Raw genomic sequence first — 23,887 nt, forward strand, 5'->3', positions numbered from 1 at the left:
CCGCGATTATACCTAAAGTTATTTAAACGGCAATGCCTAATGTTGTTTGACGATAAATAACCTCAGGAATAAGCTGCAGAAATGACACGACTTGGCGAACACATCAAACTGGCGCGCGAACTGCGCGGCATGACACAAGCAGAGCTGGCGGCCAAAGTGCCGATCAGCCAGCCCGGCCTGCAAAAAATCGAGGCCGGCGGTACCACACGCAAAATCCTCGAAATCGCCAAGGCACTCGGCCTGACCGCCGAACAGCTCAGCAACGGCGACGTCCACCTGCAAAAAGACCCCGCCAGCCAGCCACTCACCGGCAGCCAGGGCAATGCCGGCATACGGCACATCACCGTCTGGGACAACGAAGACCAGCTGCCGCACGACGAATACATCTTCCTGCCCGCCATCGACATCAAACTCTCCGCCGGCGGCGGCTCGCTGGTCTGGCACGTCGATGAAAAAGGCCAGCGCCAGGCCTATACCCGCCGCTGGGCCGATCGCATGAACATCAACCCCGACACCGCCGCCACCATGGTCGTCAGTGGCGACAGCATGGAACCGCGCCTGCTCGACGGCGACAGCATCGTTGTCGACTACAGCCAGAACGGCCACATCATCGACGGTAAGGTCTACGCCATCGCCCTGGAAGAACAACTCTTCATCAAGCGCCTGTTCAAGGAAGTCGGCGGCGGCATCCGCATCGTCAGCGACAACGACAACAAGCGCATCTACCCCGACAAGGTGGTACCGCCAGAGCACCTGCACCTGCTACGCATCATTGGCCGTGTGGTGGCCGTCAGCGGCGGCGTGTAAGCCGATGGCCAGACGCAAAAAAGCCCACTCGGTTGAGTGGGCTTTTTTACATCATATAATTCAACATCACTACTGAATCATATACTCGCCGTCATTGAAAATAGTAAGGCAACTTTCATCCAAACCTAAAACAGCCATATCAGCAACCGGAATACTAGTAGCAATAATAACCTGTCCTTTTTCTGAAAATTTTTCTTTTGATTTTTTCAGCAGCGCGATGAAACTTTCATGACTTGCTTCATGCTGTCTAGGCTCGTCAAAAACGACAAACCCCCCATGCTTAACCGCATCAAACTCCACACCAAGCTCCATCAATGCCAACGTATATGCCCAAATAATTCTAATAGAGTCACTTGCAGAAATATCAGCCACAATATCAAAACCATCCAACTCAGGACGAAAAGTTTGACTGGAGATATCTAGGGCATGAATGTTCATATTTTTATATGAAAAATCTTGCAGGTTGGCTATTAAGCGCGACTTCAATGCGTCAAAAATTTCTTTTGAGACCCCACCCAAATCAGACTTCATTGCAATTTCAAGCGATTCAGCTTTTAAAGAATGCTCTTTAAAAATCACCTCAGCACTGGCATTTAACTTGTCTCGTTGTGAAATTATTTTCTGAAACTCTCTTTCCAAGAATCTTAATTCAGCAACCTCTTTGATTTCATTTCCAAAAGCATCTAAATACTTTCTCTCTTCATCTTTAAACGAACCAATTAAAACCTCCACTCTCTCCAATTCACTTTGCATTGACCGCCCTTGAACAATGCCAGCCCTCAACTCTTCATTATTCCGACTATTGATAGCATCATAGAATTTCTTCTGGTCTTCCAAGTATGCAATATTTTGATCTATGGTCATCGGTTCATAACCATCTTCAACTGGTGTAAAGCTCTCTTGCAACTTGGTGTCACACACTGGACAGTTTTTCGTCTCAATATTAATGCCATTTTTAGCGCCAACACTAATCAATCGACGAAGCTGCTTATATCGATCAAGATCATTTTCGAGAGAAACAAGTTTCCTATTTATTTTTTTACTCGTAGCTTCGATGTTGTTGTTTTTTTTCTGAGAGTGCAAATATTTTTTCTGATATTAGCTGACGCTCTGATATGGCGGCTTCCAATTCATGCCCAAAACTCCAGCCTTGCAAATCTTGATCAATCTTCCTGATTCTTCTCTGCAAGTTTGATAAATAATCTCCGACCGTAACCCTATCTCCATTGCTAACATGATATAAAACACCTAGACGAACATAATTTTCAGAATCTATATCGCAATCAAAATTCACCAACAGGCCATTTAACTCACTCAATGTCTCAAATGATGACTTAATGCCTTCCCACTGAATTTCAAGTTGCCTTATTGCAACTTTGTATTTTTCAACATCGCCGCGACGACTAAAATCAGAAACACCAAGACAAAACTCAAGTGCAGTTTTTTTAAGATTTTTTATCTTATAGTAAAGTGGCGCATTGGCTTGTATTTCAGACCACCCCCTTTTTTGCTCGATAAAAAACAATGGAAAAATGCATTCCAAATACAAAGGTGCAAGACTGCCATCGAACCTTGGGACCATTGGCAAATTCCAACCAATAAATTTTGCCAACCAGTTATGAAAACCCAGCTCACTAATAGCAGAACCAACTGACCCTGCCGACTTCAAGAAAAAATCTTGAGCCTCACCTTTAGAAACAACCGTTATTTTATCCGGATTACCCTTCACCTCTCGTCGCAAACAAACAATATCACCGTTTTTATTGGATACTTCCAAGTCAACAAATGACCCAACAACAAAAAAACCTTGTTCATTATTGTTATTCTTGTTCTTATTCAAAAAAATCGCATTTGTAATTGCAGCAGGGAACGGCGCTCGTCTGCCAGGCCCTAATATAGACTCCAACCCTAGCGCATACGCAATCGAATTAACAAAGGTAGACTTACCAGAGGAGTTCTCAGCACGAATAACATTCAACCCATCATTAAACGGAATGCTTACAGAAAAATTCTTATCTTTCGTAATCACGTTTATTGAAAGCTTCAGCAATTTCAACCCCAGCATATCACCCCCAGATAATAAATTTAACCACTTTATCGGTTAGTTTAGATTTTATGTCTTGCAAAAACTCTCGCTCAGCCGATGCCACATCAGCTTGTTCAGCCAATTCGACCAAGGACTGCCCCATTGACATCAACTCAACACGCCCACTATTGGACATAGAAAAGTAGCCTTTTGCGATACCAATCTGAATAGCCCTATCAACATTACTATCAGGCATCACTTTAGGTGATTCGTCAGAATACCCAAAAAGAAAATCCTTATATTCATGCCATCTAGCTGGTCTTAAAACCATCCAACTGCCCGCTCTTATTTTTGCTGTTGGCAGGCCGACACCATCCGAACTTAATAACTTCATACACAAACATAACATCAACAATCGCCATAGTGGCCGATTCTCAATTGGCACCTCATAACCAGCATCACTGATTACAATTCGAACACTACCATTCATATCATTCATGACAATATAAAATCCATTTTACATTCAGCAATCCATTTTGAAACAAAGCCAATTGAGAATTTCTCGGAATTCTGCATGGATATTTTTTGTCTCAAACTACTGACATTAGCCCTATTCTTTTTTAGCAAATCCATTACAAGCTCTGCAGGGTCTTCTTTGGAAAACAACGCATTTGTTTTTAATATATTCAAATTAGCAGCAACCATATCTGAGATCTCCTTATGCAACTCTGGAAACTCTTCTCGGTATGCCACAATCAAATCCTCTAACACCAGATAGTCACCGATCAAGCTATCAACCATAGCACCAGGGGATGGTGCAATTTTCCCACACTTTCTAATTAAATTGTTATGAAAATTAGTATTTATAGACTTCCACTGATCTTTTTCTTCTTGGGTGATCTCGCGTACAGGGAAGTCAATTGCACTTTCGATAAGCATTCTAGCCTTATGCTTCTCCAAAGGATAAGCATCGTCACTTTCAATTCTAACTTTAAAATTACCTTTATTTATAAATGATGGTGCTTTTTTTAAGAATGTCTTTGTTTTTGTGTTGCAATAACTTATCAAGTCCTTACTGCGCACATTAGGAACCAACAATAACCACTGTGTAATAACCAAGCCATCAAGCAACAAGCTTATTCCACTTTCATTTTTAATTAATTTATTAAGATCTTCATTGATTTTATTTTTCACCCTCTGCTTGTGATCTTCCATGCTACACGAAGGATCTGGAAAGTAGCATTGGAATAATGTCCCATCATCCGCAAAAAACTCTAGCCCATGATCACCACTATCAGCATGAGGAACAGAAGTAAAGGATCTAACACCATAGTGTATCCTTAATATTTTCTCGCAATAATTTTCCCAAGCAGTCCCATCCATTGCGTCCTTAAAAGAAGAACTCATATCCAACCCTCGCAAACAATTCAAATATTATCAATTAATTATTTTTATCAACAGAGGTAGGCTTGACAATATTTTTTGCATCCAATTTATTAACTATTGCCATTGCTAACTCTTGCATATTAATTGGAAACGAATCTTTTGAAACCATTGAAAAATCACGTTGTGCAAATATCCTATCTGCCATTTCTATTTTAATCTTATGCTGCTGCTCTTCTGGCAATGTCGCCAAATATGGACTCAGCGCTTTTAAACTTAGTGATGTTTGCAGATGGCTATACTGCTGTTCTCGATGTTTTGCAGACTCCCTAGCCAAATATCCGGCGGGCACTGATAGTAACAATGCCAATGTCACTCGAAATAGCGAGTTCTCCCATTTGAAATCATTGCTAGTCGTTTCAAAAAAAGCAACTGCAACAATTACTACCACTGCCAGCATCAAAGCGACAGACCCATTTCTCATGGCATCTGCGGTTTTTTTCTCTTCCGCGGCACTATTCTCATAGCTGCCAGCTATCGCCCTTTGCGACAAAACATCAAGCATTTCGTTAACTTGATCTTCCTTTTCTTTGAACTTTTGGACTGCTGCTTGATAGATGCCCTCACCCCTAGCCTCGGCATTTATCACGGACAAGTTCAAGCTTTCAATTTTATCATTCAAGGATGATAAGTTTTTTTGCAACTCATTTTTTTCGCTATTCAATCTATCAGAAAACGAGTTGAGATCACTACTCACAGCAAAAATTTTTGACTTCAAACCACTTAACTCATCAATCCTTTCATTGTAAAAATCATTTAGCACAGTTTTCTTTTTTGATAAATTAATTATTTTCCCCGCTTCAGTAGCCAGCGATTCCAAATACACAAAATCAAAAACTCTTAAATGGCTTGCACTGTTATTATTATTGTGATTTTTTCTTAAAAGCTTTAAAAGCTTTATTACGGAGTAATAATTTTTTCTGGCAATATCAAATATAACGTCATCAGTTGCGTTAGCATCAAGTGAATGAAAATAGTCTTGATGGTTTTTCGCGTATAACTCAAATCCACCTTTTACATCCGCAGGATAATTATTAATAAAATCTTCAATTTCGCAAATTTTTTCATGAATGCTTTTAAATATCTCTCCAAGCTTTTCCAAATGAAAATCATAAAATTCAGACATGTCACACCGCCCCTCTAGCAGCAAACCTTGACGCAAACCGTTTCACAATTTAAGATAATTTCATCCCGTTCAATCACGGGTCACAGGTTTGGCGACCTGAAATTCCATGGCGAACAAAAGCTGCCCATGCGGCTGTTTTTGTTCCTGCGCTTGTGCGCGCCTTCTATGGCGGGCCGGCGGGGAGACCTTTGGGTCTGCCGGTGTCCGTGGAGCCGGTTCGCCAACCCCGTTCGGTCTGCCACCCCCGTTTGGCGACGAGGGTGGCGGTAAATATACCGTTATCCCGGAGGCCATCATGGCTGCTCAATCCCTTGTTTTTCAGAACATCACATTCGATATCACAGACCATTGCGGCCAACCTTGGTTAAGGGGCTTCCAAATTGGAAGTGCCTTGGGCTACAAAAATCCATCCGCTGACATTCCAAAACTTTTCGAACGAAATGCAGATGAGTTCAGTGACGACATGACCGCATTGGTTGAGCTGGATACAGCCGGCGGCAAGCAGTCGGTACGGATCTTCTCGCTGCGCGGCGCTCACCTTCTTGGCATGCTGGCCAAAACCGATCAGGCAAAGGCATTCCGTCGCTGGGTACTCGATGTGCTAACGCAAAAGCATAATTCCACCGATTATATTGTGTCGTCATCGCAACTGTCTTCGGATGTAACGAAATTTAACGGCCAAGCGGTACTGACTGTGCGAAGGTTGGCCGCATGCTTTGGCCTGACTACCAGCACCATCCAGAACTACAGTCGCCAACACGCCTCTCACCTGCTCGAAAACACCCATTACTTCCTGCTGACCGGCGAGGCACAGCGCCATTTCCGCCTAGACAACCGCAGTTCACCCGATACGCCATGCCGCAAGCTGCCCGTGCTCACCCTCTGGACCGAGGCCGGTGCGCAGCAACTGGCGCAATGCATCTCGCCCACCTTCGCCACCCAGGCCATGCCAGCCGTCCGTCGCTTTCTGTACGCCGCAGCCCCTGCCCCGGCACAGCCCGACTCCGCGCGGCCAACCTTGGCCACGCCCCCTGATGGCAGTCGCCTGCTGCTAAGCACCGATCGCCACGGCAACATCCAGTCCGAGCTGGTACCACTGGATGCCTTCGTCGTCCGCCGCGAAGAACTGGCCGCCCGCATCGCGGCACGCGACGAAATCTGGACACGAGCCGAACTGGCCGCCATCCTCACCGCCGCGGCAAATCGCCTGGCCGGCTGAAGCTCCGCGCCAGATGCAAAAAAGCCGGACAGCGAGGGCTGTTCGGCTTTTTCGATCAAACATCGGCAGAAAGATCGGCAATATTTCGTCGCCACCTTCAATACTTCGCCAGTAAACCATTGTTGATACTGGTTTATACTCGTCAAAACATCGGCAGAAAGATCGGCAAATGACCGAAGGAAAACTGGAATTTTACGACCATCCATCACAAATGGAACCCATGGTGATAGAAGACTCGCGCCCGCTATTCGGTGAGCTGGTGGGGTTGGCTCATGACCTGTGCCTGGAGTCGGCACGGCTTGATGCCAAGATCCACAAGCAGACCGCGCGCGGACTGGCGGAGTTGGTTTCAGGGATGAACTGCTATTACAGCAACTTGATCGAAGGCCACAAGACTTTGCCGATTGATATCGACAAGGCAATACAGGACACGGCGCGCTTTGGCGCAGACAAAGACCACCAGAGCCTGGCACGTGCGCATATCGTGGCGGATCGCTGGGCGAGAAGCTGGCAGCTGACACAACACAATCTGCCTTTCTTCCTGCAGGAGACTCACCGGCTATTTTGTGATCACCTGCCCACCATAATGCTCATCCTGGAAGATGGCTCGGTGATGACGCCGGGCGAATTCCGTCAGCGCGAAGTGCGAGTCGGGCGCCACGTGCCACCAAAGAGCGAACACCTCGGCGTGTTCCTGAGCCGCTACACCGAGGTGTACGGCCGGCGGCTGGCATGGGCAGACAAGGGCGGCATTTCCCGGCTGACCAGCATTGTTGCCACATTAGCCGCTCACCACCGCCTGGTGTGGATTCACCCGTTTGCGGATGGCAATGGCCGCGTTGCGCGCATCACACTGGATGCCATGCTCAGAGCCTGTGGTGTAAACGGCACTTCGCTATGGTCAATGTCTCGCGGTCTGGCCAAGCAGGCCGACACCTACAAATCACTGCTGGCTCAGGCAGATGAGCCACGTCATGGCGATCTGGATGGCCGCGGCAACCTGACCGAACGCGGGCTGGCGGAGTTCTGCCGCTTTGGCCTGCAGGTTGGCGTTGATCAGGCCAGGTTCATGGCCAGCATGTTCGATCTGGATAGCTTCGGCGCCAGAGTAGACACGTACTTCCGACAAATTCGCAGCACCATGCTGCGGCCGGAATCAGCCTACCTGTACATGCATGCCTTCACCATGGGCGAGTTTGAGCGTGGAGAAGCCGCACGGCTAACCGGCTTGAGCGAGCGCACAGCACGTACCGTACTAGGCCAGCTGGTCACCGAAGGCTTTCTGGCTTCAGACACCCCCAAGGGCAAGGTTCGGGTCGGCTTTCCAGTCCACGCCATGTCTTTCCTGCTGCCAAACCTTTACCCGCATGGCGACATCGACGTCACAGAGCAGACCTTACGGGCGCTGCATGCCAAAAAAGGCTGACAACATCCTGCTGGCCACCGGGAGGATGCAAACGGAACCTTCACTGCCGGCAGCATGACAGCGGCCAACCTGGACGGCTGGCCTGCTGCTCCAGACGCAAAAAAGCCGGACAGCGAGGGCCGTCCAGCTTTGTCTATTTCACGTCGGGCTTTGTGCCCTTGCTGGGGCTGGTACGCTCGTGCAGCAAATACCAGTCATTCTTGCGCGGCATAACCTTTGCGCCCTGTGCCGTGTACAGAACGATATTTTTATCAGTACTGCCAACCAAAACCCCCTCATACAGTACCTTGTCCTTCGCGTCCGTAATCTTGACGCAATTTCCCCAGCCATCGCTGGTTTGGCGATGACACCCTAACGCATTGAAATCCGATATTTTTTCCTGAGCATCGTCACGACCTTGCTTCGATGCAGACAGGGGGATTTGCCACCAAAACAGAGCCATGGTACCGACTGCGGTTAAAAGCAACACAGCCGCATAGGAAATCGCCACCGTCATGATTGATACAAGCGTTACATCGTTCTTACTCGGGTGAAGCCATCGCACGAATCGGTTCAGTAGATGATGGCTGGGCAAGTTTGCCAACCAGCGGATCAGTCGTAGTAGCCCGTAGAGCCCCACCCATCCCGCCGCCACATATACAAGCATCAACAGCGGTCGCTGCCAGTCAACAAAGCTCACCAATGCCTCTGCCACCTTGAGCAGAAAGATGCCAACCAGTTTGTATGCATGCACATAGAGGACAGATGTGCTGACCGGCAAGTCCTCTACCCGAACGCCAAAGGCCTCCACATAGCCTTCGTAGTAGTACGTCCCGATAAGAAAGGCACCAGGCGCGATGATGGCAGTCAGCACGGCCCACAGCTTGACCTGATAGAGAAAGCTGGATGGCTGCTGGATGCTGCTTGCACTGGAAGAACGCCTCCGCCTTCGACGGTAAGTTGGCTTGCCCACGTTATTGCCCTATCGCTTGAGTAGTTAATTGGCATGTTAATCGATAAGTCACACCTCAACCCACAAGCCTGACCCACGAATAGCAGTCCGACTACCAGCCCCCTCAACGCCGGCGTGACACTTTTGCCACATCGCACCACCACAAAAATAACAACGGTTATTTACAAAATAATCCTCATGGCTATAATGACACCAAATTAACCAAAGTTATTAACCAGCCGACTAACACCCCTTCAGCCTGGGCAAACGCTGCGCCTCACTGCGCCGCGCGGTGGTGGACTAGCCAACCCCACCCGCCCTCGCCCATGCCGTGCACGCTTCACCGCACCGCGCCGAAGGGGACACCAACAAGGAGGCCGCCATGTCCCGAATTTGTCTGCTGTTACTGCTGTGCCACCTGCCCGGCCTTAGCCATGCAGAGTGGAACAAGCGCGCCGTGCTCATCAAGGCGCCCACAGCGCAGAACCTGACGAATGAGCAGCCTGCTCGCGGTGAATATCGCCAGATCGTGGCGGCGCGCCGGCCTGCTGCCTCATGCCTGGAAATTTTGACGCCAAGTGCGGGCAGCACGCCTGTCTGGGCATGTCCTTGAAGCAAGGAAAACAGGGAGAGCAATGATGCAACCGTCTTTCAAAGAAACCCTGATCGGCCATGTGCCGGAGGCGCTGGCGGAGCAGTTCCGCGAGCGAGGTTACAGCCTTCGCTTCATCGGCTGGGGCATGCTTGGCCTGCCGGTACACGAGGTGCGCAAGCTCCAGCGGCCACAGCCGGCCGGAAAGGTGGCGTGATGCGCGCGGAACTTAAGCAGGATCTGCTGGCCATGGGAAAAGCCTTTGCACGCGACATAGGCGCCTGTGCGGCATTCATCGCCCTGTTGACCCTAGCTGACTGGATTGCGAGATGAGCACGCTACATGTCGACACCCTGATCCGGCTGGGCGAGCAGTTCGCCCACGCTGTAGCCACGCTAGCAGCCCACAGGAAGGACTTTGACCGCGCAGACCAGCTAGTAGACCACCTGTCGCTCTGTGGCGTGCCAGCCGTTGCTGTGCCGCCCAGCTGGCCACTAACAGCCTACGCACCGCTGATTGTCGTCAACAGCATCGAGCATGCCGTGCCGGCGATAGAGGCCACCGGCCACATCGTCATCAACAACCAGGGCAAATACCTGATCAACCCGCCGGAGGGTGTCGCGATCGACGCATTCACCTTCCGGTTGGAACAACGCACCTAACAACAGGAGAACACCATGAACTTTGCCACCATCGCCGACCCTCGCGAGATCCGTCACAACCTTGGCCTGAACCAGAGCGAATTCTGGAGCCGCGTCGGCGTTACCCAGTCCGGCGGCTCTCGCTACGAATCCGGCCGCAACATGCCAAAAGCCGTCCGCGAGCTGGTACGCCTGGTGCACGTCGAGCAGATCGATCTGGCCAAAGTGAACAACACCGACCTAGCCGTGATGGAGTACCTGAAGAAAAGCCACGCCGATCTGTACCAGAGCCTGAAAAAAGCCGTCCAGGCACAGCAATCAACGGCGGGCAGCGTGGCATGAGCCGCGACCCGCGCAAGCAACCACAGCCGGGAGACGTGCTGCGCCGCTTCGGTGTAACGCGACACGTCACCGGCGTACTGCAGAACCAGCGCGGCACGCTGACCCACGTGCAATTCAATCAGGATCAGCAAACCACGATCAGCGCCTGGCGCAGCTGGGCAAATCAGGATTGCGAAGTGTTGGGTTAACGGCCGGCACGCCCCGCAACCACCTTGGAAAGGAAAGCAGAATGAATTCGACGATCGACACGGCCGAGCTGGTGCAGAGCATCAAGCAGCTCATCTACACGCTGGCCACACCGCGGCCGGTGATTCCGGCAGACAAGCAGCTTTGGGATGCCGCCGCTTGCGCCGAATACCTGGGCGTCAGCTCGCAGCACTTCATGCAGCGGATCGCCGTCAGCCCCGACTTTCCGCGAGCGATCAACATCGCCACCGGCACCAGCCGCAACCGTCGCTGGAAGGTCGCCGAAATCATGCGCTGGGCGGATGCCCGCCAGGAAAAGAAGCGCGCCTAATCCAGCAGCGCCACCACGTCGGCCATGTCCGGCGCGTAGTAAGTGTTCTGCAGTATCCGCAAGTCACGATGACCACTGATTTTCGCCAGGGTCATCACATCCACTTTCTTGGCCAGCCGGGTCAGTGCCTCACGCCGGCTGTCATGAAAGTGCAGATCCTCGATCAGCGCCTGCGCCTTCGCCTTCCGGAACAGCGAATCCAGCAACGAAGGCCGCAGGCCGAACACCGGCCCATCCGGTACCGCCTCCATCACCTGCCGCAGCAAGCGCACCGCCTCGACAGATAGCGGCACATCCCTGGCATGGCCGTTCTTCGTCATCGCCAGGTGCGCCAGACGCCGATCAAAATCGATCGACTCCCGCGTCAGGCCGCAGATCTCGGAAGCCCGCATACCCGTCTCGATCGCAAACAGCCACGCAGCGCCAACCCGGGCAGTCATCAGAAACGGGGGCATCTCGTGGTGATAGCCGGTGGCCAGCAAAATTGCCTCCGACTCCAGATCAGTCGGCCGGCGAGTGCGCGCCTTCGCCGCCGCCGGCTTGGTCAGGGAATCAAGCGGGCTCGATTTGATCCAGCCCCACTCCTTCACCGCAATATTCAGCGCGTGCTGCAGCAGCGCCCACTCGCGACGAACACTGGCCGCACTGACCATCTTCAGTCGCTGATCGCGCCAATCGGAAAAGTGATGATTGCTGAGGCTGGCCAGCTTCACCGCCATCAACACCGGGAACTCGCGCTGGTAGAGCGCGATGCGCATCTGCTCCGCCCGCTCGCCCCGCTTGCGCGGTGATACCTCCTCAGCGTAGCGCGCCAGCAACTCGCCAAAGGTTTTGTCCGGGATCAGACCCGCGGCCTGTGCAGAGATTTCGGCTTCTTTCTTCACCGCCCAGGCTTTCGCCTCGCGCTTGGTGCGGAAACCTGATTCAGACAGGCTTACCCCGCCCTTGCGAATCTTGACGCGCCACGCGTCACCACGTTTCTCATACGTCGCCATGGGACAAACCTCGGGACAAATATGGGACACATGGTAGCGTTAAATTGTATTTTCTTGGGGGATTTTGCATTTTGAGTAGACAACAAAAAACCGCCGAAACCTTTGCTGTGCTTGGGTTTGAGCGGTTTAGTGTTTTCCATGAAGCAATGTAGTGGTGCGAAAGGAGAGACTCGAACTCTCACGCCTCGCGGCGCTGGAACCTAAATCCAGTGCGTCTACCAATTCCGCCACTTTCGCGACTCACTGCCTTGCTTCAGCAGAGTGCGCATAATAGTAGACAAGCCCACGCTAGGCAAGATCCAGCTCCAAATATTTTTTGATGGCGAAACTATCCTACAGGTATATTGTCCATGACCTGCATTACCCAAACAACAACAGCAAGGAGTCTCTTCGCCATGCAACCCAATTTGCACACCGCCTACCAAAGCACTGCACTGAGTGGCAGCCGTCACAAGGTGCTGCGCAATACTTACGCCCTGCTCGGCCTGTCGATGATACCGACCGTCATCGGCGCGGCCGTCGGTGCCAACATGAACTTCGCCTTCATGGCGGGTAGCCCGATCATGAGCATGATCGCCATCCTGGCACTGTTCTATGGCCTGACCTTCGCCATCGAAGCCAACCGCAACAACGCACTGGGCGTGCCGCTGATGCTGCTGTTCACGCTACTAATGGGCGTGCTGCTCGGCCCCTTGCTGCAAGCCGCGTTCAAGCTGGCCAACGGCTCGCAGCTGATCATGGTGGCCGGTGGCGCGACCACGCTGGTTTTCGCCGTGATGGCTGGCATCGCCACCACTACCAAGCGCGACCTGAACGGCATGGGCAAATTCCTGATGGTCGGTGCCATCGTGCTGATGGTGGCGGTGGTTGCCAACATCTTCCTGCAGCTGCCGCTGATGTCGCTGGTGATTTCCGCCGCCTTCGCGCTGTTCAGCTCGCTGATGATCCTGTGGCAAGTCAAAACCATCGTTGACGGTGGCGAGACCAGCTACATTTCCGCGGCGCTTGGCATCTACATCAGCATCTACAACCTGTTCACCAGCCTGCTGCACCTGCTGATGGCTTTCGCTGGCGACCGCGACTAACCCCGCCCCGCCTACAACAACGCCGGCCATGTGGCCGGCGTTTTTTATTGCGGCCAACCTTGTGTCATCGGTAGGCACCATAAAAAACACCCCGCCGTGGCGGGGTGTTTTGTCTGCTTTTCAGCGAACTGCTTAGCCGATCCAGCGACGGGCACTGGCGAACATGCGGAACCAGGCGCCGTTTTCGTCCCACTCCGCCGGATGCCAGCTGTTCTGCAGCGTGCGGAACACGCGCTCAGGGTGCGGCATCATGATGGTGAAGCGACCGTCCGGCGTGGTAACGCCGGTGATACCTGCCGGCGAGCCGTTCGGGTTCATCGGATAGGTCTCGGTCGGCTGGCCGTTGAAGTCCACGTAGCGCAGCGCGGTCAGCACCTGCTCTTGATGACCTGGCGCGAATACCGCGCGGCCTTCACCGTGCGATACCACTACCGGCAGTTTGGAGCCGATCATGTCCTGCAGGAAGATCGACGGCGATTCGGTGACTTCCACCATCGCGAAGCGGGCTTCGAACTGCTCGGAAGCGTTACGGTTCAGCTTCGGCCAGTACTGCGCGCCCGGAATGATATCCGACAGGTTGGACATCATCTGGCAACCGTTGCACACCCCCAGCGCGAAGGTATCGCCGCGACCGAAGAAGGCTTCGAACTGCTCGCGCGCCTGCGCGTTGAACAGGATGCTCTTCGCCCAGCCCTCGCCGGCGCCCAGCACGTCGCCGTAGCTGAAGCCGCCGCACGCCGCCAGACCCTTGAAATCGGCCAGCTGGATACGGCCGGCGATCACGTCGGACATGTGCACATCGACCGCCTCGAAACCGGCGCGGGTAAACGCCGCGCCCATCTCGATCTGGCCGTTGACGCCCTGCTCGCGCAGGATGGCGATGCGCGGACGCGCGCCGGTGGCGATGAACGGCGCCGCCGGATTGTCCTTGGTGTCGAAAGTCAGCTCGGCAAACAGGCCGCGCGATGCGGTGTCGGCGATCTGTGCGAACTCGCTGTCGGCGCCGGCAGGATTGTCACGCAGGCGTTGCAGACGGTAGCTGGTCTCGGACCAGGCTTGCTGCAGCGCGACGCGCGATTCAGCCAGCACCACTTCTTCGCCATGCAACAGGGTCAGGGTGTTGTCGTCGGTCGGCACACCGATGACACTGGTTTCGGCGCCGAGACCGGCGGCGGCAAAGCGCGCCAGCACTTCGTCGATCTGGTCGACGGCAACCTGCATCACCGCGCCCAGCTCTTCGTTGAACAGCACGGCATTGACGTTGGCCGCAGTGTCGTCAGTCAGTACCGACAACTCGACTTGCGCGCCGAGATGACCGGCGAAGCACATTTCCGCCAGCGTGGCAAACAGGCCGCCGTCAGAGCGGTCGTGATAAGCCAGCAGCAGCTCGTCCTGCACCAGCGACTGGATGGTGTGGAAGGCAGCAGCCAGTTTGGCCGCCTGATCCACGTCCGGTGTCTGGCCGTTCATGTCGTTCCATACCTGGCCGAAGATCGAACCGCCGAGACGGTTGCGACCGGCACCCAGATCCAGCAGCAGCAGTGCGCTGTCGGCGGCCTGCAGCTGCGGCGTCACCGTCTTGCGCACGTCGGCCACCGGGGCAAACGCGGAGATGATCAGCGACAGCGGTGCGGTCACCGATTTCTTCTCGCCCTGGTCTTCCCATACCGTCTTCATCGACAGCGAATCCTTGCCTACCGGAATGCTGACGTCGATGTCGATACAGATGTCGGACACCGCCTTCACGGTGGCGTACAGATTGGCATCCTCGCCCGGGTGACCGGCAGCGGCCATCCAGTTGGCGGACAGCTTGACGTTGCCCAGCTCGCCAACGTTGGCCGCAGCCAGGTTCAGCAGCGACTCGCCCACCGACATGCGGCCGGCGGCCGGAGCGGAGAACAACGCCGCCGGCGTACGCTCACCCATCGCCATCGCCTCGCCCTTGGTGGTATTGAAACCCATCGCGGTGACGGCAACGTCAGCCACCGGCACCTGCCACGGGCCGACCATCTGGTCGCGTGCGGTCATGCCGCCCACGGTACGGTCGCCGATGGTGATCAGGAAGGACTTGTCGGCCACGGTCGGATTGCGCAGCACACGGTACGCCGATTCCTTGGTGTCGTATTGCGCAGCGTCGAAGGCTTCGGTGATCACGGTGCGGGTAGTCACGTCGCGGGTCATGCGCGGCGGCTTGCCCAGCAACACTTCCAGCGGCATGTCGACCGGGTTGTTGTCGAAATGATCGTCACGCACCTGCAGGTGGCCGTCATCGGTGGCCACGCCCAGCACCGCGAACGGGCAACGCTCGCGCTCGCAGATGGCGGTGAACAGCTCCAGGTCGGCCGGCATCACGGCCATCACGTAGCGCTCTTGCGATTCGTTGGACCAGATCTGCATCGGGGTCATGCCTTTTTCTTCCAGATGCACCTTGCGCAGATGGAAGATGGCACCACGACCGGCGTCGTTCACCAGCTCGGGGAAGGCATTGGACAGGCCGCCGGCACCGACGTCGTGAATCGACACGATCGGGTTGGCCGCGCCGCGCTGCCAGCAGCGGTCGATCACTTCCTGGCAACGGCGTTCGATTTCCGGGTTGCCGCGCTGTACCGAATCGAAGTCCAGGTTTTCGCTGTTGGCACCGGTATCCATCGACGATGCCGCGCCGCCACCCAGACCGATCAGCAGGCTCGGGCCACCAAGCTGGATCAGCAGCGCGCCTTCCGGAATCTCGTTCTTGAAGATCTGCTGTTCCTGGATGCTGCCCAGGCCGCCGGCGATCATGATCGGCTTGTGGTAGCCGCGACGCTCGCCCTGGAAGTTGTCTTCAAAGGTACGGAAGTAGCCGGCCAGGTTCGGGCGGCCGAATTCGTTGTTGAACGCGGCGCCGCCGATCGGGCCTTCGAGCATGATGTCGAGTGCCGAGGCGATGCGGCCCGGCTTGCCGTAGCTGGCGTCTTCCCACGGCTGCGGGAAGCCCGGAATGTTCAGGTTGGAGACAGTGAAACCGGACAGGCCAGCCTTCGGGCGCGAGCCGCGACCGGTAGCGCCTTCGTCACGGATTTCGCCACCGTTACCGGTCGAGGCGCCGGGGAACGGCGAGATCGCGGTCGGGTGGTTGTGCGTTTCCACTTTCATCAGAATGTGGGTCGGCTCTTCGCTGTAGGCGTAGGTATTACTGTCCGGCTGCGGATAGAAGCGCTCGATGGTGGCGCCGTCGATTACCGAGGCGTTGTCCTTGTAGGCCACGCGGGTGCCTTCTGGATGGGCGTCGTGGGTGTCACGGATCATGCGGAACAGCGACTTGCCCTGCTCTACGCCATCGACGATGAACTGCGCATTGAAAATCTTGTGACGGCAGTGCTCGGAGTTGGCCTGCGCGAACATCATCAGTTCGACGTCGGTCGGGTTGCGCTCCAGCTTGATGAAGTTTTCGACCAGATAGTCGACTTCATCCGGCGACAGCGCCAGACCCATGTCAAGGTTGGCCGCATCCAGCGCCGCCTTGCCGCCGCCGAGGATGTCGACGGTGGACAGCGGTTGTGGCTTGATGTGCACGAACAGGCGCTCGGCATCGGCCAGCGACGGCAGCACGGTTTCGGTCATGCGATCGTGCAAGAGGCCCGCCAGACGTTGACGAGCCTCTTCGGTCAATGGGGTGGCCGTGGTGATGTGGAAGGCAATCCCGCGCTCGATGCGCAATACCTGCTCCAGACCGCAGTGGCGTGCGATATCGGTAGCCTTGGAAGCCCATGGCGACAGCGTGCCAAGACGCGGCGTAACCAGGAAAAGATCGCCGGTAGGCTGCTGCGCCAGCGGCGGTTCGCCGTAGGTCAGCAATTTTTCCAGCACGGCGACTTGCGCCTCGCTCAGTGGCGCTTCACTTTCGGTAAAGTGCCAGTACTCTGCCGCAATAGTCAGATCGGGTAGACCTGCTTCGCGAGCAGCAGCAAGAAGTTTATCGAGTCGGAACTGGGACAGGGCGACACCGCCCCGCAGCTTGAGAACGTGCGACATTGGATACCCGCAACAATGAAGACAAGGATCAGGGAAGCGCGTCATAATACACGAAACCCCCTGTCTTTATAAGGCCAGAATTCGTATTTTGTCTGACAGCAGGCGCCGTTCGAACGCGCTTACCCGCAAAAATTCAAGGAGTTACTTCAATGAAGAAAGTCGAAGCGATCATCAAGCCGTTCAAACTGGACGAAGTGCGCGAAGCGCTGTCCGAAATCGGCATCAATGGCCTGACCGTCACCGAGGTCAAGGGCTTCGGCCGCCAGAAGGGACACACCGAACTGTATCGCGGCGCCGAGTACGTGGTCGACTTCCTGCCCAAGGTCAAGATCGAGGTGGTCATCGCCGACGACCTGGTGGAACGCGCCATCGAATCCATCGTTAGCACCGCCCGCACCGGCAAGATCGGTGACGGCAAGATTTTCGTGACCGCGGTGGAACAGGTGGTCCGCATCCGCACCGGCGAAACCAACGAAGACGCTGTATAAGCCACTGACACAGCAATGAAAAAACGGCACCTGCGGGTGCCGTTTTTTCATGGCGCCAAGGTTGGCCGCAAGGGCATCAGCCCCAGAACTTCCACCACGACTGCTCGCGCACCTGCCACGGCGTCTGCAGATAGTTGCTCTGCGGGAAGTTCAGCTGCAGCACGCGACGGGCATCGGCCGCCATGTCTTTCATCCCCAGCTGCTCGTAGGCCACCACGATGATGGCCAGCGCCTCTTCATTGTGGCCGGTGTTGGCGTACTCTTTCACCACCGTCTGCGCGCGATTGATGGCCGCCAGCCAGGCGCCACGCTTCATGTAGTAGCGGGCGACGTGCACTTCGCTGGCCCCCAGCGCGTTGATCAGGCGCACCATCTTCTCGGTGGCATCTGCGCTGTACTGGCTCTGCGGGAAGCGTGCCACCAGCTCCTGGAAGGCCTGGTAGGATTCGCGCGCCGCTTTCGGATCGCGCTCGCTCATGTCCTGACCGGACAGGCGCGACATCCACGAGCTGTCCTCGTTGAAGTACACCAGGCCCTTCAGGTAGTACATGTAGTCCAGGTTCGGATGCGACGGGTACAGGCGGATGAAGCGGTTGGCCGAGGCAATCGCCAGCTCCGGCTCGGCATCCTTGTAATGGGTATAGGCTTCGTCCATCAGCGCTTGCTGCGCGTAGCGCCCGTACGGGAAGCGCGCCTGCAAGGTTTCATACAGTTTCAGCGAACGCTGATAGTTGCCACCATCCAGCTCTTCGCGCGCAGTGGCGTAGATGCGTTCTACCGTCCAGCCGCGGGTTTCATCTTTGGTGTCCACCGTGGCGCAACCTGCCATCAACACGACGGCCAGCAAGGCTACAAAACTATTTTTCATGAGGTGTCCTTGTTTGACTGCCGTCGATTATAACCAAAACAGCATTTTGCGCACCCCCGCCGTTTCGGGCGGCGCGCAAACAGCAACGGGACAATCCCGCCCGACTCCTTTAAAATCACCCGATTTACCTCACGCCAGCAAAGACATGAACGAACACGACACCCATCCCGACGAGCTACTGGACGACGAAACCCTGGATAGCGAAGCGGAAACCGGCGGCGAGGCCAAACAGTTTACCGTGCCTTACGAGCTGTCCGGCGAACGCCTGGACGCCGCACTGGCCAAGATACTGCCGGACTACTCGCGCAGCCGCATGACCCAATGGATCAAGGACGACAAGGTCAGCGTCGACGGCAAGCACGTCCCCGGCAAGACCAAGCTACTGGGCGGCGAGATCGTGCGCGTGGAAGTGGTTGCCGCGCCGGAAGCGCTGTCCTACGTGCCGGAAGACGTACCCTTCCCGGTCATCTATGAAGACGAACACCTACTGGTGGTCAACAAGCCGGCCGGCATGGTGGTCCATCCGGCAGTCGGCAACTGGAGTGGCACCCTGCTCAACGGCCTGCTGTTCCGCCATCCGGAACTCGCGCATATTCCGCGCGCCGGCATCGTGCACCGCCTCGACAAGGACACCTCCGGCCTGATGGTGGTCGCCAAGACACTGCAGGCACAGACCGACTTGGTACGCCAGCTGCAGGCGCGCACCGTGAAGCGCATCTACCGCGCGGTCGCCACCGGCGTGGTGCCCTACGACGGCAAGATCGAAACCCTGATCGGCCGTGACCCGCACAACCGCCTGCGCATGGCGGTGGTACGTTTCGGCGGCAAGCCGGCGATCACCCACCTGCGCGTACTAGAACGCTACGACGACTTCAGCTACGTGGAATGCAAGCTGGAAACCGGCCGCACCCACCAGATCCGCGTGCACATGAAGGAAGCCAAGCATCCGCTGGCCGGCGATCCGCTGTACGGCAACGCCCGCCACCACGGCAGCGAAGCCATCGACGAAGCGGTGCGCAGCCTCGGCCGCCAGGCGCTGCACGCCTACAAGCTGTCGCTGGTGCACCCGGTTACCGGTGCCACCCACAGCTGGAGCGCGCCGCTGCCGGACGACATGAAGGCGCTGCTGGCCATCCTGCGCGACGAGCGCGAGATCAAGCTGAACAAGGCCAAGGCGCAGACGCCGCTCGGCGCAGCGATGGAAGACGACGACGATGACTGGGACGAGGACGACTACGATGTGGAAACCCATTACATCCGCTGACACCCCCGCCGAGCCGGCCGACCTGTCGTGGCGCGAGGCAGGCTGGCCGCTGGCCGACAAGGTCGGCACGCTGATCACCAGCCGTGACGGCGGCGTCAGCCCGCCACCCTACGCCAGCCTGAACCTGGGCGACCACGTCGGCGACACTGCGGCCAACGTGGCCGCCAACCGCGCCCGCGTGCGCGAACGGCTGCCGGCGGAACCGGCCTGGTTACAGCAGGTGCACGGCATCGCCGTGGTCGACGCCGCCACTATCACCCCCGGTCAGCCACCGCAGGCGGACGCCAGCTTCAGCCGCACCCCCGGTGCGGTGTGCTGCATCATGACCGCCGACTGCCTGCCGGTACTGCTGGCCGATCGCGCCGGCAGCGTGGTCGGCGCCGCCCACGCCGGCTGGCGCGGCCTGCTGAACGGCGTCATCGAAGCCACCGTCAGCGCGATGAACGAACCTGCGGCCAACCTTGTCGCCTGGCTAGGCCCCGCCATCGGCCCGGACGCGTTCGAAGTGGGCGCCGAAGTGCGCGACGCCTTCCTCGCCCACGATGTGCACGCGGTGCAGGCGTTCGACCCGATCGGCGACGACAAATACCTGGCCGACATTTATCTGCTGGCACGGCAACGGCTGGCGGCCATCGGCATCAGCGAAGTCTACGGTGGCGACGAGTGCACGGTGATCGACCGCGAGCGCTACTTCTCCTACCGCCGCGACGGCGTCACCGGCCGCATGGCCAGCCTCATCTGGATCAAACCGTAAACAAAAACACCAGATGTTGTGGTCAACGGGCAGCTGCGGCTGCCCTTTTCTTTGGCAAAACGTCGCATCCATGCCACATCGCTATGATGTTGCAATGAAATGACAGCAAGCGCGGCAACGGCAAACCCTTGTCTTTGCAAGGCATCCGCCAGCGGCGCCACAAGTGCCGAAAATTCCCGAAAATATTTCTGCCGCCGCAAAGCCAATAACGGCGCGGGTTTGCGCGTTTCCGTCGCCTGTCAAGACTTGTTCGGCACCGCCTTAACCACTAGAATTTGCGCCATTCTCGCGTCACGACAGTACATCTTGTGTTTGTACACAGCTCGCACACAGCTTTTCAACAGAGTTGTCCACAGCCGTGACAAACCCGAGCAACGCGGGCCACCCACCCGGCCAACCCGGGGCCGTCCGCTGTTGCAAGGCAGGCCGCAGGGTCATCCGAACAACCCCACCCCACCACGAGGGAAACATGACAATGCAAACCACTACTTTTGACGGGCAAATGGCTGCCGAACTGGGCCGCGCCGCCGCTCCCCAGGACGACTACAGCCAGTACAAGACCATCCGCCGCAACGGCGCCGTGGTCGCGTTCGAGCCGGTCAAGATCTCCATCGCCATGACCAAGACCTTCCTCGCGGTAATGGGCGCCCAGGGTGCCAACTCCGCCAGCATCCGCGACAAGGTCGCGCAGCTAACCGAAGGCGTGGTCAGCGCGCTGATGCGTCGCAAGCCGGAAGGCGGCGCCATCCACATCGAAGACATCCAGGACCAGGTTGAACTGTCGCTGATGCGCTCCGGCGAACACGACGTCGCCCGCGCCTACGTGCTGTACCGCGAGCAGCGCACCCAAGAGCGCGCCGCTCGTGGCGAAGCACTGCACCAGATCCAGATCAACGTGATCCGCAAGGACGGCCGCAAGCAGCCGCTGGACGTGGCCCGCCTGCGCGCCAGCATCGAATCCGCCTGCCAGGGCCTGGCCGCCACCGACGTGGACGCCATCCTGTCCGAGACGCTGAAGAACATCTACGACGGCGTGCCGGAAGAAGAAGTCAACAAGTCCGCCATCCTCGCCGCCCGCGCGCTGATCGAGCAGGACCCGGCCTACGACTACGTGACCGCCCGCCTGCTGCTGGGCAACATCCGCCTCGAGATCCTCGGCGAAGCCATCGCCCAAGAAGAAATGGGCAGCCACTACCCGCTGTACTTCCCGACCTTCATCAAGAAAGGTATCGAGGCAGAACTGCTGGACGAAAAGCTGGCCGAATTCGACCTGAAAAAGCTCGGCGCCGCACTGAAGCCGGAACGTGACCTGCAGTTCGGCTACCTCGGCCTGCAAACCCTGTACGACCGCTACTTCCTGCACATCGACGGCACCCGCATCGAAATGCCGCAGGCGTTCTACATGCGCGTCGCCATGGGCCTGGCACTGAACGAAGTCGACCGCGAAAACCGCGCCATCGAGTTCTACAACGTGCTGTCCAGCTTCGACTTCATGTCGTCGACCCCGACCCTGTTCAACGCCGGCACCCGTCGCAGCCAGCTGTCCAGCTGCTACCTGACCACCATCGCCGATGACCTCGACGGCATCTACGAAGGCATCAAGGAAAACGCACTGCTGTCCAAGTTCGCGGGCGGCCTCGGTAACGACTGGACGCCGGTGCGCGCCATGGGCAGCCACATCAAGGGCACCAATGGCAAATCGCAGGGTGTGGTGCCGTTCCTGAAAGTGGTCAACGACACCGCCGTGGCGGTCAACCAGGGTGGCAAGCGCAAGGGCGCGGTATGTGCCTACCTGGAAACCTGGCACGCCGACATTGAGGAATTCCTCGAACTGCGCAAGAACACCGGTGACGACCGTCGCCGCACCCACGACATGAACACCGCCAACTGGATTCCGGACCTGTTCATGAAACGGGTGATGGAAGGTGGCGAGTGGACACTGTTCTCGCCGTCCGAAACCCCGGACCTGCACGACCTGTTCGGCCAGGCCTTTGAAAAAGCCTACGTCGCCTACGAAGCCAAAGGCCGTCGCGGCGAGCTGAAAGTGTTCAAGCAGATCCCGGCGCTCACCCTGTGGCGCAAGATGCTGACCATGCTGTTCGAGACCGGCCACCCGTGGGTGACGTTCAAGGACCCATGCAACATCCGCAGCCCGCAGCAGCACATGGGCGTGGTCCACAGCTCCAACCTGTGCACCGAGATCACCCTCAACACCAACGACGACGAAATCGCCGTCTGCAACCTGGGTTCGGTCAACCTGTCGCGCCACATGAAGGACGTGGGCGGCAAGCTGGAGCTGGACACCGAGAAGGTGGCCCGTACCGTGCGCGTGGCACTGCGCATGCTGGACAACGTGATCGACATCAACTTCTACCCGGTGAAGAAGGCGCGCAACTCCAACCTGAAGCACCGTCCGGTCGGCATGGGCATCATGGGCTTCCAGGACTGCCTGCACCAGATGCGCATCGCCTACGCCTCCGACGCGGCGGTGGAACTCGCCGACGTATCGATGGAAGCCGTCGCCTACTACGCCTACCTCGCCTCCACCGAGCTGGCCGAAGAGCGTGGCCGCTACCCGTCGTACAAGGGCAGCCTGTGGGATCGCGGCATCCTGCCGCACGACAGCATCAACCTGCTGGCGGCCGAACGCGGCGGCTACCTGGAAGTGGACCGCAGCGAGCGCATGGACTGGAGCGTGCTGCGCAAGCGCATCGCCGAACACGGCATGCGTAACAGCAACTGCCTGGCTATCGCCCCGACCGCGACCATCGCCAACATCATCGGCGTGTCCGCCTCGATCGAGCCGACCTACCAGAACCTGTTCGTGAAATCCAACCTGTCCGGCGAATTCACCGTCACCAACGAATACCTGGTGCGTGACCTGAAGAAACTGGGCCTGTGGGACGAAGTGATGGTCGCCGACCTGAAATACTTCGACGGCAGCCTGGGCCGCATCGACCGCGTACCGGCCGAGCTGAAAGCCATCTACGCCACCGCGTTCGAAGTGGACCCGAAATGGCTGGTGGATGCCGCCTCGCGTCGCCAGAAGTGGATCGACCAGGCGCAATCGCTGAACCTGTACCTGGCCGGCGCATCGGGCAAGAAGCTGGACGAGCTGTACAAGTACGCATGGATTCGTGGCCTGAAGACCACCTACTACCTGCGCACCCTGGGCGCCAGCTCGGCGGAGAAATCCACCGGTCGTGGCGGCGAGCTGAACGCCGTGGCCTCGGCCCCGGTTGCTGCGGCAGCCGAAGTGGACAACACCCCGGCCACCGACGCCAAGTTCTGCTCCATCGACAACCCTGACTGCGAGAGCTGCCAGTAAGTTGTCCCCGCGTGGGCACGG

23 protein-coding genes and 1 tRNA gene are annotated in these 23,887 nt (G+C 56.6%); 14 read left to right on the forward strand and 10 right to left on the reverse strand.

The features are described from left to right. Positions 1–81: 81 nt before the first annotated feature. A complete protein-coding gene (locus tag C8E02_RS05655; protein ID WP_120809983.1) occupies positions 82–807 on the forward strand; it encodes an XRE family transcriptional regulator in 726 nt (241 codons plus the stop codon). Positions 808–876: 69 nt separating this feature from the next. On the opposite strand, the gene C8E02_RS05660 is transcribed toward C8E02_RS05655, so the two are convergent. The 5 genes from C8E02_RS05660 to C8E02_RS17180 are packed head-to-tail and all read right to left on the reverse strand — an operon-like array spanning position 877 to position 5,402. Next, positions 877–1,890, reverse strand: a complete 1,014-nt coding sequence (locus C8E02_RS05660; protein WP_147424453.1) for a hypothetical protein — start codon at positions 1,888–1,890, stop codon at positions 877–879. After that, positions 1,847–2,836 carry an AAA family ATPase gene (locus C8E02_RS05665; RefSeq protein ID WP_170152113.1) on the reverse strand — a complete coding sequence of 330 codons (990 nt, stop codon included), beginning with the start codon at positions 2,834–2,836 and terminating at the stop codon, positions 1,847–1,849. Before C8E02_RS05665 ends, C8E02_RS05660 begins: the two co-directional genes overlap by 44 nt. Positions 2,837–2,873: 37 nt before the next feature. Further along, entirely contained in the window at positions 2,874–3,332 is a 459-nt protein-coding gene (locus tag C8E02_RS17170; protein ID WP_147424454.1) for a hypothetical protein, read from the reverse strand. After that, a complete protein-coding gene (locus C8E02_RS17175; protein ID WP_147424455.1) occupies positions 3,329–4,240 on the reverse strand; it encodes a hypothetical protein in 912 nt (303 codons plus the stop codon). The genes C8E02_RS17170 and C8E02_RS17175 overlap by 4 nt, the downstream gene beginning before the upstream one ends. A 34-nt stretch (positions 4,241–4,274) precedes the next feature. Continuing rightward, on the reverse strand, positions 4,275–5,402 hold the full coding sequence (locus C8E02_RS17180; RefSeq protein ID WP_147424456.1) for a hypothetical protein: 1,128 nt from the start codon (positions 5,400–5,402) through the stop codon (positions 4,275–4,277). A gap of 295 nt (positions 5,403–5,697) precedes the next feature. Here C8E02_RS17180 and C8E02_RS17400 point away from each other — a divergent pair, with 295 nt between their 5' ends. Beyond that, positions 5,698–6,621, forward strand: coding sequence for a BRO-N domain-containing protein (locus C8E02_RS17400; protein ID WP_170152114.1), 924 nt, complete (start codon positions 5,698–5,700; stop codon positions 6,619–6,621). Between the two features lie 169 nt (positions 6,622–6,790). Then, complete coding sequence (locus C8E02_RS05680; RefSeq protein WP_082133603.1) at positions 6,791–8,047, forward strand: Fic family protein; 1,257 nt, start codon at positions 6,791–6,793, stop codon at positions 8,045–8,047. A 133-nt stretch (positions 8,048–8,180) separates the two neighbouring features. Here the strand turns inward: C8E02_RS05680 and C8E02_RS05685 are convergent, their stop codons facing one another. Continuing rightward, entirely contained in the window at positions 8,181–8,900 is a 720-nt protein-coding gene (locus tag C8E02_RS05685; RefSeq protein ID WP_120809987.1) for a hypothetical protein, read from the reverse strand. 460 nt (positions 8,901–9,360) lie between these two features. Here C8E02_RS05685 and C8E02_RS17185 point away from each other — a divergent pair, with 460 nt between their 5' ends. From C8E02_RS17185 to C8E02_RS05705, 6 genes are all read left to right on the forward strand, one after another. Beyond that, positions 9,361–9,591, forward strand: a complete 231-nt coding sequence (locus C8E02_RS17185) for a hypothetical protein (RefSeq protein WP_147424457.1) — start codon at positions 9,361–9,363, stop codon at positions 9,589–9,591. A gap of 22 nt (positions 9,592–9,613) precedes the next feature. Then, the gene (locus tag C8E02_RS17405; protein ID WP_156167841.1) at positions 9,614–9,787 is read left to right on the forward strand and encodes a hypothetical protein; all 174 of its coding nucleotides are present in this window, start codon (positions 9,614–9,616) and stop codon (positions 9,785–9,787) included. A gap of 112 nt (positions 9,788–9,899) precedes the next feature. Next, entirely contained in the window at positions 9,900–10,232 is a 333-nt protein-coding gene (locus tag C8E02_RS05690; protein ID WP_120809988.1) for a hypothetical protein, read from the forward strand. Positions 10,233–10,247: 15 nt separating this feature from the next. Continuing rightward, on the forward strand, positions 10,248–10,553 hold the full coding sequence (locus C8E02_RS05695) for a helix-turn-helix domain-containing protein (protein WP_047965480.1): 306 nt from the start codon (positions 10,248–10,250) through the stop codon (positions 10,551–10,553). Next, positions 10,550–10,741 carry a hypothetical protein gene (locus C8E02_RS05700; RefSeq protein ID WP_047965481.1) on the forward strand — a complete coding sequence of 64 codons (192 nt, stop codon included), beginning with the start codon at positions 10,550–10,552 and terminating at the stop codon, positions 10,739–10,741. Before C8E02_RS05695 ends, C8E02_RS05700 begins: the two co-directional genes overlap by 4 nt. Before the next feature lie 41 nt (positions 10,742–10,782). Beyond that, positions 10,783–11,070: a helix-turn-helix transcriptional regulator gene (locus tag C8E02_RS05705; protein ID WP_047965482.1), complete on the forward strand. Its 288-nt coding sequence runs from the start codon at positions 10,783–10,785 to the stop codon at positions 11,068–11,070. On the opposite strand, the gene C8E02_RS05710 is transcribed toward C8E02_RS05705, so the two are convergent. Both C8E02_RS05710 and C8E02_RS05715 read right to left on the reverse strand, forming a co-directional pair. Beyond that, positions 11,067–12,065, reverse strand: coding sequence for a tyrosine-type recombinase/integrase (locus tag C8E02_RS05710; RefSeq protein WP_120809989.1), 999 nt, complete (start codon positions 12,063–12,065; stop codon positions 11,067–11,069). The genes C8E02_RS05705 and C8E02_RS05710 overlap by 4 nt on opposite strands. 152 nt (positions 12,066–12,217) lie before the next feature. Then, positions 12,218–12,302 (reverse strand) — tRNA-Leu (locus tag C8E02_RS05715). A 158-nt stretch (positions 12,303–12,460) separates the two neighbouring features. Here C8E02_RS05715 and C8E02_RS05720 point away from each other — a divergent pair. Next, the gene (locus C8E02_RS05720) at positions 12,461–13,150 is read left to right on the forward strand and encodes a Bax inhibitor-1/YccA family protein (protein ID WP_120809990.1); all 690 of its coding nucleotides are present in this window, start codon (positions 12,461–12,463) and stop codon (positions 13,148–13,150) included. Between the two features lie 132 nt (positions 13,151–13,282). On the opposite strand, the gene purL is transcribed toward C8E02_RS05720, so the two are convergent. Then, the gene (purL, locus tag C8E02_RS05725; RefSeq protein WP_120809991.1) at positions 13,283–17,164 is read right to left on the reverse strand and encodes a phosphoribosylformylglycinamidine synthase; all 3,882 of its coding nucleotides are present in this window, start codon (positions 17,162–17,164) and stop codon (positions 13,283–13,285) included. Positions 17,165–17,313: 149 nt separating this feature from the next. Here purL and C8E02_RS05730 point away from each other — a divergent pair, with 149 nt between their 5' ends. After that, positions 17,314–17,652, forward strand: a complete 339-nt coding sequence (locus C8E02_RS05730; RefSeq protein ID WP_047965486.1) for a P-II family nitrogen regulator — start codon at positions 17,314–17,316, stop codon at positions 17,650–17,652. Between the two features lie 76 nt (positions 17,653–17,728). On the opposite strand, the gene C8E02_RS05735 is transcribed toward C8E02_RS05730, so the two are convergent. Then, complete coding sequence (locus C8E02_RS05735; RefSeq protein WP_047965487.1) at positions 17,729–18,520, reverse strand: outer membrane protein assembly factor BamD; 792 nt, start codon at positions 18,518–18,520, stop codon at positions 17,729–17,731. A 145-nt stretch (positions 18,521–18,665) separates the two neighbouring features. Between C8E02_RS05735 and rluD the strand changes: the two genes are divergently transcribed. From rluD to C8E02_RS05750, 3 genes are all read left to right on the forward strand, one after another. Then, positions 18,666–19,784, forward strand: coding sequence for a 23S rRNA pseudouridine(1911/1915/1917) synthase RluD (rluD, locus tag C8E02_RS05740; RefSeq protein ID WP_120809992.1), 1,119 nt, complete (start codon positions 18,666–18,668; stop codon positions 19,782–19,784). Beyond that, positions 19,759–20,538 carry a peptidoglycan editing factor PgeF gene (gene pgeF / locus C8E02_RS05745; protein WP_120809993.1) on the forward strand — a complete coding sequence of 260 codons (780 nt, stop codon included), beginning with the start codon at positions 19,759–19,761 and terminating at the stop codon, positions 20,536–20,538. Before rluD ends, pgeF begins: the two co-directional genes overlap by 26 nt. A gap of 469 nt (positions 20,539–21,007) precedes the next feature. Further along, positions 21,008–23,866, forward strand: a complete 2,859-nt coding sequence (locus tag C8E02_RS05750) for a ribonucleoside-diphosphate reductase subunit alpha (protein ID WP_245961072.1) — start codon at positions 21,008–21,010, stop codon at positions 23,864–23,866. Positions 23,867–23,887: the final 21 nt, after the last annotated feature.

This window comes from Vogesella indigofera (assembly GCF_003633895.1).
Taxonomy (GTDB): Bacteria; Pseudomonadota; Gammaproteobacteria; order Burkholderiales; family Chromobacteriaceae; genus Vogesella; species Vogesella indigofera.

Excerpts from the sequence above, each read along its gene's own strand:
- C8E02_RS05655 (WP_120809983.1), top strand. The coding sequence starts at position 82 with ATGACACGACTTGGCGAACACATCAAACTGGCGCGCGAACTGCGCGGC.
- C8E02_RS17170 (WP_147424454.1), bottom strand. The coding sequence starts at position 3,332 with ATGAATGATATGAATGGTAGTGTTCGAATTGTAATCAGTGATGCTGGT.
- C8E02_RS17175 (WP_147424455.1), bottom strand. The coding sequence starts at position 4,240 with ATGAGTTCTTCTTTTAAGGACGCAATGGATGGGACTGCTTGGGAAAAT.
- C8E02_RS17180 (WP_147424456.1), bottom strand. The coding sequence starts at position 5,402 with ATGTCTGAATTTTATGATTTTCATTTGGAAAAGCTTGGAGAGATATTT.
- C8E02_RS17400 (WP_170152114.1), top strand. The coding sequence starts at position 5,698 with ATGGCTGCTCAATCCCTTGTTTTTCAGAACATCACATTCGATATCACA.
- C8E02_RS05680 (WP_082133603.1), top strand. The coding sequence starts at position 6,791 with ATGACCGAAGGAAAACTGGAATTTTACGACCATCCATCACAAATGGAA.
- C8E02_RS17185 (WP_147424457.1), top strand. The coding sequence starts at position 9,361 with ATGTCCCGAATTTGTCTGCTGTTACTGCTGTGCCACCTGCCCGGCCTT.
- C8E02_RS17405 (WP_156167841.1), top strand. The coding sequence starts at position 9,614 with ATGATGCAACCGTCTTTCAAAGAAACCCTGATCGGCCATGTGCCGGAG.
- C8E02_RS05690 (WP_120809988.1), top strand. The coding sequence starts at position 9,900 with ATGAGCACGCTACATGTCGACACCCTGATCCGGCTGGGCGAGCAGTTC.
- C8E02_RS05695 (WP_047965480.1), top strand. The coding sequence starts at position 10,248 with ATGAACTTTGCCACCATCGCCGACCCTCGCGAGATCCGTCACAACCTT.
- C8E02_RS05700 (WP_047965481.1), top strand. The coding sequence starts at position 10,550 with ATGAGCCGCGACCCGCGCAAGCAACCACAGCCGGGAGACGTGCTGCGC.
- C8E02_RS05705 (WP_047965482.1), top strand. The coding sequence starts at position 10,783 with ATGAATTCGACGATCGACACGGCCGAGCTGGTGCAGAGCATCAAGCAG.
- C8E02_RS05710 (WP_120809989.1), bottom strand. The coding sequence starts at position 12,065 with ATGGCGACGTATGAGAAACGTGGTGACGCGTGGCGCGTCAAGATTCGC.
- C8E02_RS05720 (WP_120809990.1), top strand. The coding sequence starts at position 12,461 with ATGCAACCCAATTTGCACACCGCCTACCAAAGCACTGCACTGAGTGGC.
- purL (WP_120809991.1), bottom strand. The coding sequence starts at position 17,164 with ATGTCGCACGTTCTCAAGCTGCGGGGCGGTGTCGCCCTGTCCCAGTTC.
- C8E02_RS05730 (WP_047965486.1), top strand. The coding sequence starts at position 17,314 with ATGAAGAAAGTCGAAGCGATCATCAAGCCGTTCAAACTGGACGAAGTG.
- C8E02_RS05735 (WP_047965487.1), bottom strand. The coding sequence starts at position 18,520 with ATGAAAAATAGTTTTGTAGCCTTGCTGGCCGTCGTGTTGATGGCAGGT.
- rluD (WP_120809992.1), top strand. The coding sequence starts at position 18,666 with ATGAACGAACACGACACCCATCCCGACGAGCTACTGGACGACGAAACC.
- pgeF (WP_120809993.1), top strand. The coding sequence starts at position 19,759 with ATGTGGAAACCCATTACATCCGCTGACACCCCCGCCGAGCCGGCCGAC.
- C8E02_RS05750 (WP_245961072.1), top strand. The coding sequence starts at position 21,008 with ATGACAATGCAAACCACTACTTTTGACGGGCAAATGGCTGCCGAACTG.